This window comes from Collinsella sp. AM41-2BH (assembly GCF_003468085.1).
Classification (GTDB): Bacteria; Actinomycetota; Coriobacteriia; order Coriobacteriales; family Coriobacteriaceae; genus Collinsella.
On record NZ_QSGH01000025.1, the window covers coordinates 1 to 18,954 of the forward strand.

The 18,954-nt window shown below is 58.5% G+C and carries 17 protein-coding genes and 6 tRNA genes; 6 read left to right on the plus strand and 17 right to left on the minus strand.

The features are described 5' to 3' along the window. Positions 1-144: 144 nt before the first annotated feature. The 4 genes from rnhA (at position 145) to DW899_RS09570 (ending at position 2,667) form a co-directional block, all read left to right on the plus strand. Positions 145-630: a ribonuclease HI gene (gene rnhA, locus DW899_RS09555; protein WP_117800865.1), complete on the plus strand. Its 486-nt coding sequence runs from the start codon at positions 145-147 to the stop codon at positions 628-630. 75 nt (positions 631-705) lie between these two features. Then, complete coding sequence (locus tag DW899_RS09560) at positions 706-1,812, plus strand: Gfo/Idh/MocA family protein (protein ID WP_117800868.1); 1,107 nt, start codon at positions 706-708, stop codon at positions 1,810-1,812. 2 nt (positions 1,813-1,814) lie between these two features. Beyond that, a complete protein-coding gene (locus DW899_RS09565) occupies positions 1,815-2,225 on the plus strand; it encodes an acylphosphatase (protein ID WP_117800871.1) in 411 nt (136 codons plus the stop codon). Between the two features lie 61 nt (positions 2,226-2,286). Continuing rightward, entirely contained in the window at positions 2,287-2,667 is a 381-nt protein-coding gene (locus tag DW899_RS09570; RefSeq protein ID WP_199570313.1) for a Fur family transcriptional regulator, read from the plus strand. Between the two features lie 15 nt (positions 2,668-2,682). Here the strand turns inward: DW899_RS09570 and DW899_RS09575 are convergent, their stop codons facing one another. The 3 genes from DW899_RS09575 to DW899_RS09585 form a co-directional block, all read right to left on the minus strand. Further along, a complete protein-coding gene (locus tag DW899_RS09575) occupies positions 2,683-3,480 on the minus strand; it encodes an HAD-IIB family hydrolase (protein ID WP_158566609.1) in 798 nt (265 codons plus the stop codon). Between the two features lie 83 nt (positions 3,481-3,563). After that, positions 3,564-4,142 (minus strand): urease accessory protein UreE, encoded by a 579-nt coding sequence (locus DW899_RS09580; protein ID WP_117637455.1) that lies wholly within the window; start codon positions 4,140-4,142, stop codon positions 3,564-3,566. 3 nt (positions 4,143-4,145) lie between these two features. Then, on the minus strand, positions 4,146-4,574 hold the full coding sequence (locus tag DW899_RS09585) for a peptidylprolyl isomerase (protein ID WP_035138874.1): 429 nt from the start codon (positions 4,572-4,574) through the stop codon (positions 4,146-4,148). Positions 4,575-4,693: 119 nt separating this feature from the next. Between DW899_RS09585 and DW899_RS09590 the strand changes: the two genes are divergently transcribed. Then, positions 4,694-5,707, plus strand: a complete 1,014-nt coding sequence (locus DW899_RS09590; protein WP_117800876.1) for a dipeptidase — start codon at positions 4,694-4,696, stop codon at positions 5,705-5,707. Positions 5,708-5,781: 74 nt separating this feature from the next. Beyond that, positions 5,782-6,558, plus strand: a complete 777-nt coding sequence (locus tag DW899_RS09595) for a M48 family metallopeptidase (protein WP_158566610.1) — start codon at positions 5,782-5,784, stop codon at positions 6,556-6,558. 6 nt (positions 6,559-6,564) lie between these two features. On the opposite strand, the gene folB is transcribed toward DW899_RS09595, so the two are convergent. The 14 genes from folB to DW899_RS09665 form a co-directional block, all read right to left on the minus strand. Beyond that, complete coding sequence (folB, locus tag DW899_RS09600) at positions 6,565-7,050, minus strand: dihydroneopterin aldolase (protein ID WP_117800881.1); 486 nt, start codon at positions 7,048-7,050, stop codon at positions 6,565-6,567. 43 nt (positions 7,051-7,093) lie between these two features. Beyond that, on the minus strand, positions 7,094-7,675 hold the full coding sequence (locus tag DW899_RS09605; protein WP_172622418.1) for an HD domain-containing protein: 582 nt from the start codon (positions 7,673-7,675) through the stop codon (positions 7,094-7,096). A gap of 2 nt (positions 7,676-7,677) precedes the next feature. After that, complete coding sequence (gene folE, locus DW899_RS09610) at positions 7,678-8,235, minus strand: GTP cyclohydrolase I FolE (protein WP_117800884.1); 558 nt, start codon at positions 8,233-8,235, stop codon at positions 7,678-7,680. A gap of 66 nt (positions 8,236-8,301) precedes the next feature. Then, positions 8,302-8,883 (minus strand): anaerobic ribonucleoside-triphosphate reductase activating protein, encoded by a 582-nt coding sequence (gene nrdG / locus DW899_RS09615; protein ID WP_117735798.1) that lies wholly within the window; start codon positions 8,881-8,883, stop codon positions 8,302-8,304. Positions 8,884-9,309: 426 nt separating this feature from the next. Further along, on the minus strand, positions 9,310-11,532 hold the full coding sequence (nrdD, locus tag DW899_RS09620; RefSeq protein WP_117564449.1) for an anaerobic ribonucleoside-triphosphate reductase: 2,223 nt from the start codon (positions 11,530-11,532) through the stop codon (positions 9,310-9,312). A gap of 680 nt (positions 11,533-12,212) precedes the next feature. Then, positions 12,213-12,287: transfer RNA gene (locus tag DW899_RS09625), tRNA-Val, on the minus strand. Between the two features lie 3 nt (positions 12,288-12,290). After that, positions 12,291-12,366: transfer RNA gene (locus DW899_RS09630), tRNA-Gly, on the minus strand. A gap of 142 nt (positions 12,367-12,508) precedes the next feature. Further along, entirely contained in the window at positions 12,509-14,242 is a 1,734-nt protein-coding gene (locus DW899_RS09635) for a glycoside hydrolase family 13 protein (protein WP_233539961.1), read from the minus strand. Positions 14,243-14,764: 522 nt separating this feature from the next. Then, a tRNA-Gly gene (locus DW899_RS09640) sits at positions 14,765-14,840 on the minus strand. Between the two features lie 42 nt (positions 14,841-14,882). Then, positions 14,883-14,956 (minus strand) — tRNA-Cys (locus DW899_RS09645). A gap of 34 nt (positions 14,957-14,990) precedes the next feature. Then, positions 14,991-15,066 (minus strand) — tRNA-Gly (locus DW899_RS09650). Positions 15,067-15,171: 105 nt separating this feature from the next. Further along, positions 15,172-15,918, minus strand: coding sequence for an anti-sigma factor antagonist (locus DW899_RS09655; protein WP_117800887.1), 747 nt, complete (start codon positions 15,916-15,918; stop codon positions 15,172-15,174). Between the two features lie 78 nt (positions 15,919-15,996). Beyond that, on the minus strand, positions 15,997-18,342 hold the full coding sequence (locus DW899_RS09660; RefSeq protein ID WP_117800890.1) for a GAF domain-containing SpoIIE family protein phosphatase: 2,346 nt from the start codon (positions 18,340-18,342) through the stop codon (positions 15,997-15,999). A gap of 59 nt (positions 18,343-18,401) precedes the next feature. Then, positions 18,402-18,491 (minus strand) — tRNA-Leu (locus DW899_RS09665). Positions 18,492-18,954: the final 463 nt, after the last annotated feature.

Sequence of the window (18,954 nt, forward strand, 5' to 3'; positions counted from 1 at the left end):
GATGAATGTGGGAGGTGTTCGGATAAAGTTGATAATCAAGGCTAGCCGTCGGAAGACGGGGCAGAAATCATAGATTGCTAGCCCCCGGCGGGCATGGCGCTACAATGGTCACTCACATGAAACGCACTCAACGAAAGGAAGCCCGTGAAGGTCATCATCTATACCGACGGCTCGGCCCGATCAAATCCGGGACGCGGCGGCTACGGCGCCGTGCTCAAATACACCAACCCCGCCGGCAAGACCTTTACCTCCGAGCTTTCGCGCGGCTACGCCAAGACCACCAACAACCGCATGGAGCTCATGGCCGTCATCGTGGCGCTCGAGGCACTCAACCGCCCCTGCGACGTCGAAGTCCATTCCGATTCGCAGTACGTCGTCAACGCCTTTAACAAGCACTGGATCGACGGCTGGAAAAAACGCGGCTGGAAGACCGCCAACAAGCAGCCTGTCAAGAACCGCGATCTGTGGGAGCGCCTGCTCACCGCAAAGAGCAAGCACAAAGTGGAGTTCATCTGGGTTAAGGGCCACGCCGGCCATGAGCTCAACGAGCGCTGCGACGAACTTGCCACCACGGCGGCCGACGGCAGCAACCTCGATATCGACACTGGCTTTAACGAGAGCGACCTGTAACGGCGTTTTCGCACGCTATTTCCTGCCTCCTCGCGCTACACTCATCCTGTAAACCGAACGGCACGAGGGGGATACATGCTGCGCATAGCGACCATCGGCACATCCATGATTACCGACGACTTTATCCAAGTCGTCAACGCCAATGACCAAGCCGCGTTTGTGGGCACGCTCTCGCGCGATGCAGATCGCGGCGCCGCCTTCACCACTAAGCATGGCGGCGAGCGTAACTTCACCGCACTTGACGAGCTTGCGTCCGCCGACGACGTCGACGCCGTCTACATCGGCAGCCCCAATGCGCTCCACTACGAGCAGGCGCTCGCCTGTATCGCCGGCGGCAAGCACGTTATCGTCGAAAAGCCTTTTTGTGCCACCGAGGCGCAAGCGCTCGAGGTCTTTCGCGCAGCCGAGGCGGCGGGCGTCGTAGCCCTCGAGGCCATGCGCCCGCTCCATGACCCTGCTTTCCACGCCGTCGAGGACGCCCTGGGCGAGATCGCCCCCATCCGCCGCGCCTCATTGCGCTTTGGCAAGTATTCTTCGCGCTACAACGAGGTTCTCGCGGGGCGCGCCACCAATATCTTCGACTGCCACATGGCATCGGGTTCCCTCATGGATATCGGCGTCTACACCGTCGAGCCCATGGTCGAGATCTTCGGCATGCCCTCCGGTCTCACCAGCATGACCACGCTGCTCGATCCCTCAACGCAAGAGCTCACGCACGGCCCCATCGACGGCTGCGGCTCCATCCTCGCCAGCTACGGCGGTGGCCGCATTTCCGTCGAGCTTGCGCATTCCAAGATCACCAACGATCTGCTGCCCTCGCAAATCGAAGGTGAGCGCGGCACCATCCAGATTGATCATCTGTCCACGCCCCGCAACGTACGCATCGACTATCGCGGCGATGTCGTACGCGGCTCGGCGACCGAGGCACCGCGTGAACAGGGCGACAACGGCCGCGTGCTCGACCTGCCCAAATCGTGCAACACTATGGAATACGAACTCGCAGACTTTATCACCGCTATCGGCGGCATCGATAACGTTAAGGAAGAGATTTGGGAGACCCCAGCGGGACGCCACGAGCTTGGCCACTACCGCGATGTCACGCTCGTGTCGCTGCGTATCATGGATGCCGTGCGTCAGCAGGCGGGTATCGCCTTCCCGGCCGACGCAGGCAAGCAGGCCTAGCGATGGGTTTTTTCGACAAGCTTTTCTCGGGCGTCGCCAGCGGCAGCCGCGAACCCCAAAAGCCTTCTGGCGTCGAGCTCGAGCTGCGCCGTAGGCTCACCGTGCTCGCAAGTGACGAGGCCACTCAAGACGCCCCGCAGCGCTATTTCCTGCGGTGGGAAGGGCAGGTCCAGGGCGTCGGTTTCCGCTTCACCAACACCAACCTCGCACAGACGCGCTCCCTCACCGGCTGGGTGCGCAATATGGAAGACGGCTCGGTTGAGATGGAGCTACAAGGCACGCCGGCAAACATCCTGTCTCATCTCGAGGCGCTTCATGCCTCCTATGAGCGCATGGGAACGCGTTTTCGCCTCGTAGACGCCCAGTCCCGAGCCCCACTTGCCAATGAAGACGGTTTCATTCCTCGTTATTAGTATTGTGTGCTAAATACGGTATCATTTACCTACGACCGTTGATAGAAAAGAGGCGAGGCGCATGGCGGTGCAAAGAAGGAATACCAAGCAGCGAAAGCTGGTTCTCGATGCCGTGCGCCAAAGCTATAGCCATCCCACCGCCGACGAAATCTACAACGCCGTACGCGAACAGGATGACAAGATCAGCCGCGGCACGGTCTACCGCAACCTCAATCTCTTAGCCGACGCAGGGGAGATTCTCTCTATTAAGACGCCGGGCGGCAGCCGCTTCGATCGCACCATCGAGCCGCACGCACATATCATCTGCACCTCGTGCAGCCGCGTCATCGACGTGCCGCTCCCCTTCGATGCCCAGCTCGACGCCAAGGCGTCCGAGCAAATCGGATGGAGCGTCAGCTCGCACTACACCATCTTTGAGGGACTCTGCCCCGACTGCCGGTAGATGTTTGGGGCATGCCTACTTAGCAAGTAGACGACGCAGTTCTTCTTCGACCGTGCGCACGTAGCGGACGCGGTCGTTGATGCCACGCATAGAGGGATTGCAGCTCTCCATTAGATAGGGATGGCCCACTACGTTGAGCATGTCGCGGTCGTTTTCGTTATCGCCAAACGCCATCATCTCATCAGGCGAAATTCCCAGGGCGCGACCGTAATCGGCAAGCGCGGAACCCTTACCCGAATCAAAGCCGATAAAGTCCGTCCACTCGGTTCCCGACGTCATCACATCGACACGGTCGCTAAAGAGGCGCTCGAAATACTCCAGAGCCGCCGGCTGATCCACCTCGGGCGTCTGGAAGGCAATCTTAATGACGTCCTCGTCGATGTCCTCGGGACGGTGGACCACCGCCACATCGCAGTGGACCTCATAGCGCAAATGGTCGACGAACGCATCGTTGCCGCTCATGGTGTAGAGGTGTCCCTCACACGAAAGGGTCACGTCGGCATGGGGATACGCAACCACGGCATTCGCGATATCCATAGCAAGGCTACGCTCCATGGAACGCTTGACAACGGCACGTCCCTCGCTCATCACCAGGGCTCCGTTTTCGCATACATAGGCGAGCTCATCGGCCACCGGGGCAAACAGATAGCGCAAGCTCGCATATTGACGGCCGCTCGCCGGCATAAACACGATACCGCGACGATGCAGCTCATCGATGAGCTCAAAGGCCTCGGAACGCGGCTCGCGCTCCCCCGGATGCAGCAACGTGCCATCCAAATCGCATGCAATCAGCTTGATTCCCTCAAGACCCATATGCTTTCCCCCACAGCATCTCATCAACAGAAAGACGGGCTTTGAATAGTTGCCTCTCAAAGTCCGTCTTACTCATACGCACGTTAGCCGCGCGCCTTCTTTACGATCGTAAAGTCTGGAGCCATACTCACAACGGCATCCGCCGCACTCGACGCAAAGCGCCGGTCCGCATCGAGTTCACGGGTAACCGTCGAGAGCCGAACGCCCTCGACGCCCCGGAGCATGCGGCCCAAAACAGGCTGCACCGGCGTATACATGCGCACGGTATGCTCGTCCGAGTCGCCTCGGAAAAGCGGTGCGTGCATATTGCCGATCTCCCAGCACGCATGCGCGAGCGCAATCGGGTCCATGCGGTCAACTTCGACCAAATAAACCTCGGCGCTGCGCAGGCGCACGACAACCGCCACGGGCACCATGCCCGAACGGTCAATGGCGAGCACGTCGCCGTCGGCAAGACGACCGCCGTCGGCAGCATCCAACCGAACATCGACCGTGCGCCCCCGCTCCGTCACGCCCGCAAACGCGCATACATCAGCCTGGTCCCAATCGAGCAGCAACTCGTCAATTTCAAAGACGCCGCCTAACTTCCGGCGAAGCAGGAGTTCATAGGACGGATCGTTGAGATTTCCCAAGCATGTCGTCGAAACCAAGCGTTCAGGCATACTCTAACCCTCGACCTCAACGAGCTCGATATCAAAGTTGAGGTCCTTGCCGGCGAGCTCGTGATTGGCGTCGAGCGTCACGGCCTCGGGCGTCACGTCGATGACCACGGCGGGGACGGGCATGCCGCTCGGCGTGGACAGGAAGAGCTTCATGCCCTTCTCGATCTGCTCGATATTGGGAACCTGCTCGGCCGGGAAGGTCAGAACCATCTCGGGATTGTGCTCGCCGTAGGCATCGGCAGCAGGAATGTGCACGGTCTTCTTCTCGCCCACCTGCATGTCGACAACAGCGGCGTCGAAGCCCTTGATCATCTGACCGGCGCCACAGGTGAACTCCAGCGGCTCGCCGCGATCGTAGGAGCTATCGAACTGCGTGCCGTCATCGAGCGTGCCGCGATAATGGGTCTTGACCTTCTTGCCCTGGTTGGACATGGAAACCTCCGTGATAGGGGCGGCGCAAACGCAAGCCGCCGTGAACATATGGCGCTAACTATACCCTAGTCATACAATTCAAAGACAGTTTGCAAAGAAACGCTGCAACCGGAGGAACTATGGCATATCCCGTATTTGACCTACATTGCGACACCGCCGACCGCATCGGCTGGGCCACGCTCGATCTCGACCTGCGCTTTACCGCCGGCACCGACGGTTATTTCCCCGGCGACGAAACCCATCCGCAAGATTTCGACCTCATCGAGGGCAACGCCTGTGCCATCTCGCTCGCAAAGATCGGCAACACGCCGTGGGCACAATGCTTCGCCACGTTTGTCCCCGACGAGATTCCCACCGCTCACGCCGCGCGCTTCCAGGCGCAGATCATGGCGCACATGAGCGGCCAGGCAATGCTCAACCACGACAGCATGGTCAACGTACGCAGCGCCGCTGACATTCGCCCTGCGCTCAAAGACGGCAAGGTCGCCTGCATCCATACCATCGAAAACGCCACGTTCTTTGCCGAGGACCCCGCGCTGATCGAGGTGCTCAAGAGCTTGGGCGTACTCATGTCGTCACTCAGCTGGAACGCGCAGGGGCCGCTCGCAAGCGGACACGATACCCACGCCGGCCTCACCGCCGCCGGCATCGAGGCACTTACGCAGATGGAGCACGCCGGCATGGTACTCGACGTCTCCCACCTCAACGACGAGTGCTTTGACGAGGTTGTCGCCCACGCCACGCGCCCCTTCGTCGCCAGTCACTCCAACTCCCGTGCGGTTTGCGGCGTCAAACGCAACCTCACCGACGACCAGTTCTGTACCATTCGCGACATGGGTGGCATCGTCGGCCTCAACTACTGCAGCGAGTTCCTTTCCAACGACGCAACCGACAAAACCGCCGCAGACGTCACCTTCGACCAGCTAGCGGCACATATCGAGCACTGGCTCGACCTGGGTGGCGAGGACGTCATCGCGCTCGGCGGCGACTGGGACGGCGCAACTGTGCCCGCCTTCCTCTCCGATGCCAGCAAGATGCCCGAGTTCCAGAACATGCTCTCCAAGCACTTCGGCAAGACCGTGATGCAGAAGCTCTGCAGCGACAACGCGCTTGCCTTCTTTGAGCGTTATTAATTTCACATCCCTTGAGCAGGCCGGCATGCCGAACGGTCGACATGCCGGCCCGTCCCCAATCTGAAGGACCGCTTTTGACGCAGCAGTTTACGTTTTCCGTATCCCGACCGGATGGGACACCCATCCCCGTCGTCGTTACCAAAAAGCGCGTCAAGAACTTCAACCTACGTGTCACATCGAGCGGTGAGGTCCACGCCAGCGCACCGCTCGGCGCCAGCCGCGAGCGTATCGAAGCGTTTGTGAAGCGCAACAGTGCCTGGATTATCAGCCGACTTGCCCAGCGCGAGCAACGTCAGGCAACGGCGCGAGAGCCGCTCAGCCCCTCGTCCATCATTGCACTTTGGGGCAAGCCCATCACGGTACAGGATGCACTCGATCACAACTTTGCATCACCCGCACCGCGGCCCAAGCAGGCCACCTTCGCAAGTTTTATGGGTGCCGACGAGCCAAGTGGGCGCGCGCAGGCAAAGCAGTGCACAGCCCTTGACGGCCTAACGCCCAAAGAACTCCAGACCCGCATCGACCAACTCTATGCATCCGAGGTCACCGCAGCGCTACGCGACATCGTGCACGCGTACGAAATCGCAATGGGCGTCACCGTGGCCCGCGTCTCCGTGCGCAGTATGAAAACGCGTTGGGGTTCCTGCACGCCCAAAACCGGCGCCATTCGCATCGCGCGCGAGCTCGCCGCCTACCCCGTCGAATGCCTCGACATGGTTGTCGCCCACGAGCTCGTTCACTTGCTCGAGCCAAGCCACAACCAGCGGTTCCACGCCCTGCTCGACACGTACTGCCCCGACAATAGAGCTCTGTCGCAGCGGCTCAAAAAACCGCCTGCCAACGAGCTGTAGGGCCGGTTAGCGCACGCGCTCGATCTCGACGCCGCAGCTTGCCAGGGGAAGACCGACGGGCGCCCAAGGCTTATCGAGCTTAACGCGCACACCAAGCAGCAGGGGGTAACGACGCAGCAGCATCTGGGCCACACCCTCGGCTGCAGCCTCGATGAGCTTAAACGTGTGCTCGCGCAGATAGCCATCGACATCGTGGCACACCGTGCCATAGTCAATCGAGGCGTCCAGGTTATCGTGCTCCCCCGCTGCGCGCAGGTCGGCATAGAGCACCAGGGACACGATGAACTTCTGGCCCAGCGCGTTCTCTTCGGGATACACGCCGTGGTTGGCAAAGACCTCGAGACCGTCGATAGTAATGCGATCGGCATGGCGAAGATCGTCATAGCTCACGTGGGGTACCGCCGTTGCGGTGGATATTTCGCCCCTTCCACGGCGAGCGAGCTCGGCGCCTTCAGTCCTGGTTGCATTCTCGGGCAGTTTCTTGTTACTCATCGCGATCGTCTCCTTCGTTTAGAACCCCGACCGCGCAAACTAACTACACGCGAATCGACAGGTTCTTTTTATCATCGCTCCAGTTGCAAGCATTGCGCGCGGGGCATGCAAAGCAGGCGCGCGACGCTTTGTCGGCTGCATAGAGCAGGCGCTCAAGCGGTTGGCTGTTCACGCGCAGCTTTCGATGGCCCAGAATGGCCGTCTTAATGGCTGCGGCATCGGCCGGCTCAAACGCCACGTCATCGGGCATGCCGCCGAGAATCGCATCAGCGACGCGTTCGCTTGCAACATCATGGGATATACCCGATTCATACTGTTCATCTTTGCCGATATCGTGGAGAAGTGCCGTGGCATAGATGACCTCGCGGTCAAATTCGAGCTGTTCCTCAAGATTCTTAATCCACATAATGCGCGCGACATCCAGCAGATGGTCAATACCGTGGCGGCAGAAGATGCGCCCCGATTCCAACTGTACGATGTTGCCCAGGTGCCGCCGGAACAGCCCGTTGGCACAAATGTAATCAATGCGAGGCATGGCACCAAAGGGGGCCAGGCCCGAAGCCATAAAGCCGCGACGCGACGTCCCCTCATCGGTCTTCGATGTAAAGTCGTTGACGACTCTCATGGTTAGCGGCCCAGCATCCTAAAGAAACGCTCCTCGAGCGCGGGATCGGTCTCAAAGACGCCGCGGCGAGCAAGCGTCACGGTCTTGGTGCCGGGCTTTTGCACGCCACGCATCGTCATGCACATATGCTCGGCCTCCATCAACACAATCGCTCCCTGGGGAGCGAGATAATCCATGAGGGCATCGGCAACCTGTGCGCACAGTTGCTCCTGCAGCTGAAGACGGCGGGCATAAACCTCAACCGTGCGGGCGAGCTTGGAAAGCCCAGCCACCCGACCGTTAGGGATATAACCAATGGCGGCCTTGCCATAAAACGGCAGCAGATGATGTTCGCACAGCGAGTAGAACGTGATGTCGCGCTCGATAACCAAATCGTTCGAAGCGACGGCAAAGGTTTTGGACAGGTGTTCCTCGGCACTCTGGTCCATACCGCCGGCAATCTCACCATACATACGGGCAACGCGCGCCGGGGTCTCCAGCAGGCCCTCACGAGCTGGATCCTCGCCTATGCCCTCAAGCAACAGCTCAATGGCGGCCTCGACTTTTTCCTGATCGACCATCTGGGCCTCACTTTTCCGATTTCACGTTCGCGCTATGGTACCACGCCCTTCGGCATCGACCACAAGCTACATAGTATGGGTCGAATAGACCGGATCATCACGCCAAAGTTCAACCGCATCACAAAGCGCAACGCCCTCACGCTCAGCACGGGCGCGCGTAGCGTTCATATCGATCACGCGCTGGTTACTCGAGCCCCTAAAACGCAATGAGATATCATACAGATCCTGAACAAACGGGCCATCCACCAACATGTCGAGACAGGCAAGGATACGGTCCGTGACCTCGGTATGGTGGCGGCCTCCCGGCATAAGCTCCTCGAGCACATCGCCGGTGAAGCACCAAATAGTCTTCCCCGACCCCGCTGGATAGGCCGCGCGAACACGCTCGACAAAATCAACGAGTCCCGCCTGATTCTCGGGCTCCATAGGCTCGCCGCCCAGAATCGTCAGGCCGTCAATAAAGGGATGATCGAGGCTCTCGATAATCTTGTCCTCGACGGCACGATCAAACGGCTCGCCCGCGGCAAAGTCCCACGCGACGGAGTTAAAGCAATTCTTGCAGCCACGACGGCACCCGCTCACAAACAGAGAAGTGCGGACGCCTTCTCCATCAGCAATGTCGAAATACTTAATGTTCGCGTAGTTCATAGGTAACTCTCCCGGGAGGCCGGGACATATCATCCCGTCCTCAAACATTCTCGGCCTGCGGCCTGCGAAACTGCGGGCGGGACGATATGTCCCGACCTCATGCAAAGGGTAACTCAATGAACGAAGCGAACATCGAGTATAGGGTTCGTGGTCTAATAAAAACTGAGTTGCGGCTCAACCGCCATCGCAAGTAAATCGCAGCTGCAGCCCGAATTATTTCCGCTAAGAACTTCGAGGAGTGAGCAGACCGCGTACTGCATCTCAGCTACGTCAACTTGGCTGCCCCGTAGCGAGGCCCCGGACCTTTGCTCGATATGAGTTCCACACGAACAGGAGGCGCCAGTGGCGCCTCCGTCGTGAGCCAGGACTGTCCGAAATAGCGAGTAAAGGTCCGGGGCCTCGCTACGGGGCAGCCTGGGATGGTTATTAGAGATGCAGCACGCGGTCGCGGATCTCCTCGGTTCGGCCCTGGTTCCAGAACTGGGTACCGATGTAGCCGCACGTACGACGAGCGACGTTCATCTTCTCCTGGTCTCGGTTGCCGCAGTTGGGGCACTCCCACACCAGCTTGCCATCGTCCTCAACAATCTTGATCTCGCCATCGTAGCCGCACACCTGGCAGTAGTCGCTCTTGGTGTTGAGCTCGGCGTACATGATGTTGTCGTAGATGTACTGCATCACGCGAATGACAGCCTTGAGGTTGTCCTGCATGTTGGGAACCTCAACGTAGGAGATAGCACCGCCCGGCGAAAGCTGCTGGAACATGCCCTCAAACTTAAGCTTGTCGAAAGCATCAATCTCCTCGGACACGTGGACGTGATAGCTGTTGGTAATGTAGCCCTTGTCCGTCACGCCCGGAATAATGCCAAAACGACGCTGCAGGCACTTGGCGAACTTGTAGGTCGTCGACTCCAACGGCGTACCGTACAGCGAGAAATCGATATCGCTTTCGGCCTTCCACTCGGCGCACTTGTCGTTCATGCGCTGCATGACGGCCATGGCAAACGGCGTGCCTTCCTTCTCGGTGTGGCTGTGGCCCGTCATGTACTTGACGCACTCATACAGGCCAGCATAGCCCAGGCTGATGGTAGAGTATCCGCCCACGAGCAGTTTGTCGATCGTCTCGCCCTTCTTCAGGCGGGCGAGGGCACCGTACTGCCAAAGAATCGGTGCGGCATCCGAAAGCGTACCCATCAGGCGCTCATGACGGCACAGCAGGGCACGATGGCACAGCTCAAGGCGCTCATCGAAGATCTTCCAGAACTTGTCCATGTCCTGATGCGAGCTCAGCGCGACATCGGGCAGGTTGATGGTCACAACACCCTGGTTAAAGCGACCATAGTACTTGGGCTTGTTCGGGTCATAGTTCAGCGCGTTGGCCACATTGTTAAATCCGTTACCGGAGCGGTCGGGCGTCAAGAAGCTGCGGCAACCCATGCAGGTGTAGCAATCGCCGTTGCCAGCGGTCTCGCCCTTAGACAGCTTGAGCTCGCGCATCTTCTTCTCGGAGATGTAGTCGGGCACCATGCGCTTGGCGGTGCACTTGGCAGCCAGCTGGGTCAGGTAGAAGTACGGGGAATTCTCGTGAACATTATCGTCCTCGAGTACATAGATAAGCTTGGGGAATGCCGGGGTAATCCACACACCGGCTTCGTTCTTAACGCCCTCATAGCGCTGACGAAGCGTCTCCTCCACGATCATGGCAAGGTCGTGCTTCTCCTGCGCTGAGCGAGCCTCGTTGAGATACATAAAGACCGTCACAAACGGCGCCTGGCCGTTTGTGGTCATAAGGGTCACAACCTGATACTGAATCGTCTGGACGCCGCGACGGATCTCGTCACGCAGACGGTCCTCAACGACCTCACGGACCTTTTCGGCAGATGCCGAAACACCGAGCTCCTCGAGCTCGCGGGCAACCTCGCCGCGAATCTTTTGACGGCTCACCTCAACAAACGGGGCGAGATGGGTCAGTGAAATAGACTGGCCGCCGTACTGGGAGGAAGCAACCTGGGCGATAATCTGCGTCGCGATGTTGCAGGCAGTCGAGAAGCTGTGCGGCTTCTCGATCAGCGTGCCCGAGATAACGGTGCCGTTCTGGAGCATGTCCTCCAGGTTCACCAGGTCGCAGTTATGCATGTGCTGGGCAAAGTAGTCAGAATCGTGGAAGTGGATCAGGCCCTCATTGTGGGCATCCACGATCTCCTGGGGCAGCAGCACACGCTGAGTCAGATCCTTTGAAATCTCGCCGGCCATATAGTCGCGCTGGACGGAATTGACGGTCGGGTTCTTGTTAGAGTTCTCCTGCTTGACCTCTTCGTTATTGCACTCGATCAGCGACAGAATCTTGTCGTCGGTCGTGTTCTTCTGGCGCTTCAGGCTCTGAACATAGCGATAGATGATGTAGTGGCGGGCGACCTCGTAGCAGTCGAGACGCATGATCTCGTCCTCGACCAAATCCTGGATCTCCTCGACCGAAACGGTGTGGCCCGCGTTCTCGCATGCCTCGGCGACGTTTTGCGCCGCATAAACCACCTGGCGGTCGGTAAGACGAGAGCTCTCCTCGACCTCCAAGTTTGCGGCGCGGATGGCATTGACGATCTTATCGATGTCAAAGACAACCTCGGTGCCGCTGCGCTTGATGATCTTCATCCTCTTGCCTCTTTCGCGTCGTAGCCTCATTGCGCTTCAGAGCCAAACGATGCCCGGCAGGGCCTGCCCCTGCCTTGCGGCGCCGTCGCGCAATCTGTGTTCTCGATAAACCATAAGCCTCCATGCGGACATTCCCTAGAGCCAATCAAGCGGTTCAAGGACACGTTCAAAAGAGGCAGTTAAGGTCTTCGTTCTCTGTCCGCCATCTATCATACGACAAAGAAGCATCTATATCCTGTATTCTTTTTTTAGGTCAAACACAACATATAGTGTTTCAGCAGGTCAAAGCAATTGGTCATTTTGCAGACGCATTAAAAATGAGGGGTATTTGACAAGTCGGTAAAACGTTACCAACACGGCTACCTGCATGGCAGTTATAAAACCCCCTTAGTCAAGCCGCTGACAAATCCTACCAAAACCAAGCCGCTCACGCCAAAAGAATCCAAAAGATTATGCTTGACCAACATGTTGCGGTCGTGCCTTGCCGAGCTCCATGCAACCGCGGCACGAATCCTTGAAAGATATGTGCATGCAAACGGAGAAGATGGGAGTTTTCTCGGATGACTACTGAGAAGCATTCCGGAAGATCAAAAACTCGATATTTGGTGACGTATTTGGCGACCCATTTGGCGACGTAAAACAAAATAGCCCAGAGGCGATGCCTCTGGGCTGCGAACATTTGGTGGGCGTTAGAAGATTTGAACTTCTGACCTCTTCCGTGTCAGGGAAGCGCTCTCCCCCTGAGCTAAACGCCCAAATGGAGCGGACAACGGGGCTCGAACCCGCGACCCCAACCTTGGCAAGGTTGTGCTCTACCAACTGAGCCATGTCCGCCTGCGAGGATTTAATATACGGGATGATCCACCCAAATGCAAGAACTTTTTTTGAAAAGTTTTGCGACGCCCTCGCGAACCTCGCGAAGACATCAGCCACCACGGAAGGTGTAGGCAAACGCAAGCTCGCCGCAAGAGGCCCCCTACAACTCAGCGAGCATGATCCAGGCAGAGCTGTCCTGCGCGAGCCTGCCATCTGCAAGCGGTGATGAGGTGAGCAGGACCCTACCCGCCGGCAGCTCCACGGGTGCTGCACCGAAGTTCGTCACACACGCCCAGCCGTTGTCGCGGCGATAGGCGATGACGCCGCCCTCAGCGCCCTCGGCACCATCCGCAAGGCCGGTGCACCCGTCAAGATCGAGCCACGCAAGATCGTTGGCGCACCCGCGCAGCTTGCGCCGCAGCCAGAGGGCGTCGCGATAGAACGCAAGCATCGATGCCGGGTCCGCTTCTTCCCTATCGGCAGCGTAATCGGAAAACCATGCAGGCTGTGGCAGATGGGGCGCCGCATCGGCGTCCGCCGGTGAAAACCCAAACGATCCGCCCTGCGCGGGATCGTCCGCTGCCACCCACGGCAGGGGCACACGACAGCCGTCGCGCCCCTTCTCGCGCTTCGGTCCGTGCGTATTGGTCGCAGTGGGATCTTCGAGTGCAGCCCACGGGATGTCAGCCACCTCAAAAAGGCCGAGCTCCTCACCCTGATACACGTATGCCGAGCCCGGAAGCGCCAACTCAAGCAAAAGGGCTGCCCGCGCGCGGCGCTCGCCGAGTTCACGGTCCTCGTCATAAGACGACCCGTCGCGTAAGAGCCAGTCGAGCGCAATCTGATGGTAGCGCGTCGCCTTGATTTGCGGCAGGGCATAGCGTGTCGCCACGCGCGGCACGTCGTGGTTGGAGAGTACCCAGGTCGAGGCGGAACCGGATTCGATGGCCGCCTTCAAGCCCTTCTCGATTGCAGCGTGCATGTCATCATAGGTCCAAGTGGCCTTGGCGAACTCAAAGTTGAATGTCTGGCCAAGCTCGCTGGGGCGTGCGTAGAGATACTGGCGCTCGGGCAGAACCCACGCCTCGGCAACGGCGCTGCGCGGCGGATCATAACGGTCGAACACGCGGCGCCACTCGCGATAGATCTCATGGACCTCGTTGCGGTCCCACAGCGGATGGGTGCCGTCCTCAACCATGTCATCGCCCTCGGCGAGATGCCACTGGTCGAGGTCATCGCGGTCGAGATCCTTGGCGAGACCGTGCGCCACATCAATGCGAAAGCCATCGACGCCTCGATCGCTCCAAAACGCCAGGACGTCGCAAAAGAACGCATGAACCTCGGGACACGACCAGTCAAAGTCCGGCTGCTCGGGCGTAAACATGTGCAGATACCACTGACCGTCCGCGACGCGCGTCCAGGCGGGGCCGCCAAAGTTGGCATTCCAATTGGTGGGAGGCAGCTCGCCGTGCTCGCCGCGACCATCGCGGAAGATATAACGGGCGCGCTCGGGTGATCCGGGGCCGGCGGCAAGAGCGGCTTTGAACCAGGGGTGCTGGTTGGACGAATGGTTGGGCACGATGTCGACGATGACCTTGATGCCGTGCGCATGAGCCGCAGCGATCATGTCATCGAAGTCGTCAAGCGAGCCGAGACGTGGGTCGACATCGCAGTAGTCCGCCACATCATAGCCGCCATCGACAAGAGGCGATGGGTAAAACGGGCTCAGCCAGATGGCCTCGATGCCCAGCTGCTCAAGATAGTCCATCTGCTGGGTAATGCCCGCGATATCGCCCAGACCCGAACCAGTCGAATCCTTAAACGAGCGCGGATAGATCTGATAGATCGCGGCATCGGACATCCATGGGCGCGACGAGGACTTTTCTGTAGCCATGGGATGAGTCTCCCTTGCAACGAGGTTTTGCGAGATGCCCACGATGATACGCCCAAAGCGGACATTCGCGGCAAACAACGCCACAGCCACGCCCCAAACGCTCGCTCCCTCTCGGGTTCGAGTCTCCTGGGACGAATCGATCGATCAGTGAAAAGAACGGAAGGCCCACTCCTCCGGCCACGACAGCGAGCGGGCTCCGGGTGCCCCAAGTTGCCGCGAAAGAGGAGGGAAGCGTACTTTATGTACGCGACCGACGATTGAGGGGCAAGATGGGGTGCCCGAGGCTCGCGCAGCGTCAACAAAAAACGCGGTTCGCTAGAACCGCGTAAGATAGTTGGAGCGGACAACGGGGCGTCTGCGTATTCGCTTCGCGGATCCGCACCGGCTTCGGCCGCCTGCCGGCGTCCTCGCCAGCTCGCTACAAACGCTCCGCGTTTGCTTAACGCTCGCTCCCTCTCGGGTTCGAGTCCAAGCGATGGGTACGAAAAAGCCCGGCTACCGTAGTAGTCGGGCTGCTGCGTTTGGAGCGGACAACGGGGCTCGAACCCGCGACCCCAACCTTGGCAAGGTTGTGCTCTACCAACTGAGCCATGTCCGCATATGTAAAACAAAACGGGCGCCGGAGCGCCCGGATGTTGCCTGGAGGCGAAGCCCGGATTCGAACCGGGGGTAAAGGCTTTGCAGGCCTCTGCCTTACCACTTGGCCACTTCGCCGAAAAAGGACCGCCTAAACGGTCCGGAAATGCAATGGAGCGGACAACGGGGCTCGAACCCGCGACCCCAACCTTGGCAAGGTTGTGCTCTACCAACTGAGCCATGTCCGCTTGCGGGTTATTAATTTACGCGAGTTGTCCAAAAGACGCAAGTACTTTTTTCAAAAAACTTGTCTGCCGCATGTTCTTAGTAGCTAAACGCGCTAAAGCGATTGGCTAGGCACACGACTCCAGCGCTCCGCTAAACAGCTTCACCATCTGCACGCGCGTACCGACGCCGTCCGTACGACGAGCAACCTCCACGTTATCGACGAGCATACGCATAAGCTTGATACCACGGCCGCGCTCCTCTGATGCGACCGGTTCGCTCGTTTCATCGATAGAATAGCCGGCACCTCGATCAAGCACCTCAACCACAACGCGATCGCCATAGGCCTGAACCGTCAGGACGCACCCGATACCGCCCGCATGGTCATAGGCATTACCCAGCGCCTCCCCCGACGCCAACGCGACATCGTAGCGCTCGTCACGGCGCAACGGAAGCGATTCAAGGAGTTCGGCGATGCGATGTCGGTAGTATGGAAGATTCTCGATACCCTGACGGACCTCGACGCTCTTACTCCAGCGAGGCAGCTCCCCCACCGGAATGGCGGGAATAGACTCCCGTGCCGGCCCCGCGACATGAAGAATATCGACAAGACGGGCAATCTCCAAAAAGCGAACAACTTCACCTGATGCATTGACGAGCGAAAGCAGGCCTTCTCGCCTCATGAGCTCACGAGCGCGCGTAAGCAGGAATGCCAAGCCCGTCGAATCGATAAAGCTAACAGCCTGGCAGTTGATGACGACACGACGCACGCCGCGGCCAATCAAAGCATCCAACCGCCGACGCAGCGCAGGCACCGTGGCGATGTCGATATCGCCTGGTGGCGTCAAAACCGCTATGTCATTCCACTCATTCATACGACCATGGTTCCCCAAAAAAGCCCACTCGATGCATTCGTTTCCCCAACCGTACGGATTCAGCCCACCCAGCGCCGTCTATGAACGACCCCGTAAAAACTCAAGGGACACCAATGCAATGTCATCGTCCAGCGCCGATTCGGTAAATCGGTCGAGCTCGCCCAAGACCTTGCCGCAGATTCCCGATACGCCCTCACCCGAGACAGAGAGCAGAAGGTCACGAAGGCGCTGCTCGCCAAAGAAAGCACCCGAGCGGTCACGTGCTTCGATTGTTCCGTCGGTGTACATAAATAGCATGTCACCAGGAGCGAACGTAAACACGCCTGTCTCGTACACCATGTTCTCAAAGGCACCGATTACCCCCGATTGGCATCCAAGCAGCTCAACCTCTCCCCCACGAACCTCGCCGCCACCCAGCGGCATCGACTCTGGCCTGATGACCATGGTCGGAGGATGGCCCGCCGAACAATACGTTGCACGTCCAGCTTTAAGGTCAATCTTGGCGATAAAGGCCGTCACGAACGTCTCGACCCTTGAAAAGCCCATGAGCATGCTGTTAAGGGAGCGTGCCATGCGGGCCGGCCCAGCGCCCTCCCAGGCATATGCCGTCAGGGCCGTCTTGACGAGCGCGGACATCGATGCAGCCTCAATGCCTTTGCCAGACACATCGCCCAGAATCATGACGGCGCAATCGTCGGGAAGACGGATGAGCGTATAGAAATCGCCGCCGACCAACGCCGAGTTCGTGGCCGACAGGTACACCGAATCGGCGGCGATTCCCGGAACATCCCCCAGTGAATTTCTCATGCCAATCTGAAGGGTCTGAGCGATATGGCGCTCCTCACGCTTTTGAGATTCGCCTTCATAGATCAGTTCAAAGTCATGAGCCAAGTGCACCAAGTAGTCATATTCAAGGTCATCAATCGGCTCTTGGCTACCATCACGAAGCAGCAGCGCGCGCGTCGTCGGGCCCTTCGCAACAGAAGCAGGAACGATCGCGTCGTTACTGTGCTTGCCATCGCCCTCAGAGCGCGGGCGCCCCGCCTCGATGCCGGCGTCGACGTAGAGACCCTGGCAAGGCAGGCCATGCGCCCTAAGCCAGCCTCCCATAGGCATCGATTCGTCAACGCGAGTTATACGGACGTGTTTAAGGTCCTCGGCGCTCGTGCCGCCCAAAACAGATGCCTCAAAGCCATCAGGGCCAGCCCCCAGACGTGCCGCTGGCGCCGTCGTGGAAAAGAAAAGCTTCTCGGGATCGTCCGGCAAAGCAACGCGACTGCCGCCTTCAAAATCTATGACGTAGGAATCCAGACTGGCGTCATACTCAATAGGACAAAAATGGCAGTTGAGCATATTGCAGATCTCGGACGATACCGCCTGGGTAGCCGCGGCGGAATCGTCTAGAAAGGTAAACAACTCGTCACGCAAGACATTGAGCGAGCGGCCAAGCTCGGCCGTGCGACGGGAGCGAAGGCTCGATGCCATGCCGACCAGCTGGATAGACAGGTAATCGCAAATGACCTCGAGCACATTAACGTCATAGGCGAGCGGTGCCTGAGGGCGTTTCCAACCAACTTCCAGCACGCCAAGGATCTGCGTACCGTAAAAAACGGGAAGACAGATCTCGCTGCGGTACGGAGGCATATCCTGCATGCGCAACAGGTGCTTAGAACGATTGTCCAGATCCATGAACATACCGGAGGCGACCTTATCACCCTCAAGGTCCTGTTGAATCGACAAGCGACAGGCACGCGACTCACGAAGAACATACGTCGGAATGCCAGCGCCATACGGCAAAAACTCGGGCAGGTAGCTGTCGAGCAGCTCCTTGGAAACACCGCGGAGCTTAAAACCACCGCTCTCAGAAAAATAGATAGCGGCACCCGAAGCATCGAGCGTTCCTACAAGCTGGTTCAAAACGGTATCAAGTAGGCTGGGCAGCTCATCGGAGCCCACGGTACTCATAATGACCGAGAGCGTGCCAGAGAGGCGCTTGTTCGCCACTCTAAGCTCCGAAAGCGCACGCTTGAGTTGCCGGTCGTGAGAATACTGTTCCTCGATACTGTGAAGCGCCACCAGGACACGTGGTGCGCGGCGCCCAAAGATGTGTGGAGGCGTTACGGAGCCCGCACGAACCAAGACGGGAATAAAAGAGCCGTCACTCAGCTTGAGCATCAGTTCGTTCTCGGAGCCATCAGTTTCAAATGGCAGACGATGTTCCGTCGCACGTTCAAAAGCGGACGAGTACAGGACGTCTTTAACATCTCCGCCGATGACGTCGGCGCGTTCCTCGCACATCAAACCAAGTAAGCGATTATTCACATGCAGAATGGTTCCGTCGAGCTCGCAGATGATGACAGCATCGCTCGTGATCTCGACTAGTTGGGCAACGTCTGCCCACTCGTTGCGTTCAAGCGTTTCCATCGTGGACCTCACCGTCTATCGGTAACAAAAAAGCCTCCGAAGAGGCTTCTCAAATGCGATGGTGTCGGAGGCGGGACTTGAACCCGCATGACCAAAAAGCGGTCACTAGCACCTCAAGCTAGCGCGTCTGCCAATTCCGCCACTCCGACATGCTATGTTGTTGATTCGCGGTTCGTTTTGTTGGACCCGCGCGTTCAACGAGGAAGATAATAACCTATGATTCGAGAACTGTGCAAGCACTTTTTTCAAAAAAGTTTACGAATTTGTAAATGCGCAGGTAGACCGACCTGTTCGGGCAGGAATGAGGTCGCTTTCCAACGCGTCCTCGGGCATGCGGCATTATTTTGATCCGCGCTTCGCGCTACAAAATAATGCCGCCCCCTGCGGAATGCGTTGGAAAGCGACCTCATTCCGGCCCTAGGAGTATGTACTCCGGGAACAGTTCTCAAATATGTTCTGGGGCTGATATAAATTTAGTGGCTCGGCTTTGCCGAGCCCTTATATAAGGAGGCCGGAGCTTTTGCTCCGGCCTCACTAACTATCCCATTAGATTAAGTGAGCGATCAAGGAATCGCCCCATTACAGTCTGAAGTGGGCCACCGATAAATTTCG

Coding starts and splice junctions, on each gene's coding strand:
- DW899_RS09560 (WP_117800868.1), top strand. CDS start 706: ATGCTGCGCATAGCGACCATCGGCACATCCATGATTACCGACGACTTT.
- DW899_RS09565 (WP_117800871.1), top strand. CDS start 1,815: ATGGGTTTTTTCGACAAGCTTTTCTCGGGCGTCGCCAGCGGCAGCCGC.
- DW899_RS09570 (WP_199570313.1), top strand. CDS start 2,287: ATGGCGGTGCAAAGAAGGAATACCAAGCAGCGAAAGCTGGTTCTCGAT.
- DW899_RS09575 (WP_158566609.1), bottom strand. CDS start 3,480: ATGGGTCTTGAGGGAATCAAGCTGATTGCATGCGATTTGGATGGCACG.
- DW899_RS09580 (WP_117637455.1), bottom strand. CDS start 4,142: ATGCCTGAACGCTTGGTTTCGACGACATGCTTGGGAAATCTCAACGAT.
- DW899_RS09585 (WP_035138874.1), bottom strand. CDS start 4,574: ATGTCCAACCAGGGCAAGAAGGTCAAGACCCATTATCGCGGCACGCTC.
- DW899_RS09590 (WP_117800876.1), top strand. CDS start 4,694: ATGGCATATCCCGTATTTGACCTACATTGCGACACCGCCGACCGCATC.
- folB (WP_117800881.1), bottom strand. CDS start 7,050: ATGAGTAACAAGAAACTGCCCGAGAATGCAACCAGGACTGAAGGCGCC.
- DW899_RS09605 (WP_172622418.1), bottom strand. CDS start 7,675: ATGAGAGTCGTCAACGACTTTACATCGAAGACCGATGAGGGGACGTCG.
- folE (WP_117800884.1), bottom strand. CDS start 8,235: ATGGTCGATCAGGAAAAAGTCGAGGCCGCCATTGAGCTGTTGCTTGAG.
- nrdG (WP_117735798.1), bottom strand. CDS start 8,883: ATGAACTACGCGAACATTAAGTATTTCGACATTGCTGATGGAGAAGGC.
- nrdD (WP_117564449.1), bottom strand. CDS start 11,532: ATGAAGATCATCAAGCGCAGCGGCACCGAGGTTGTCTTTGACATCGAT.
- DW899_RS09635 (WP_233539961.1), bottom strand. CDS start 14,242: ATGGCTACAGAAAAGTCCTCGTCGCGCCCATGGATGTCCGATGCCGCG.
- DW899_RS09655 (WP_117800887.1), bottom strand. CDS start 15,918: ATGAATGAGTGGAATGACATAGCGGTTTTGACGCCACCAGGCGATATC.
- DW899_RS09660 (WP_117800890.1), bottom strand. CDS start 18,342: ATGGAAACGCTTGAACGCAACGAGTGGGCAGACGTTGCCCAACTAGTC.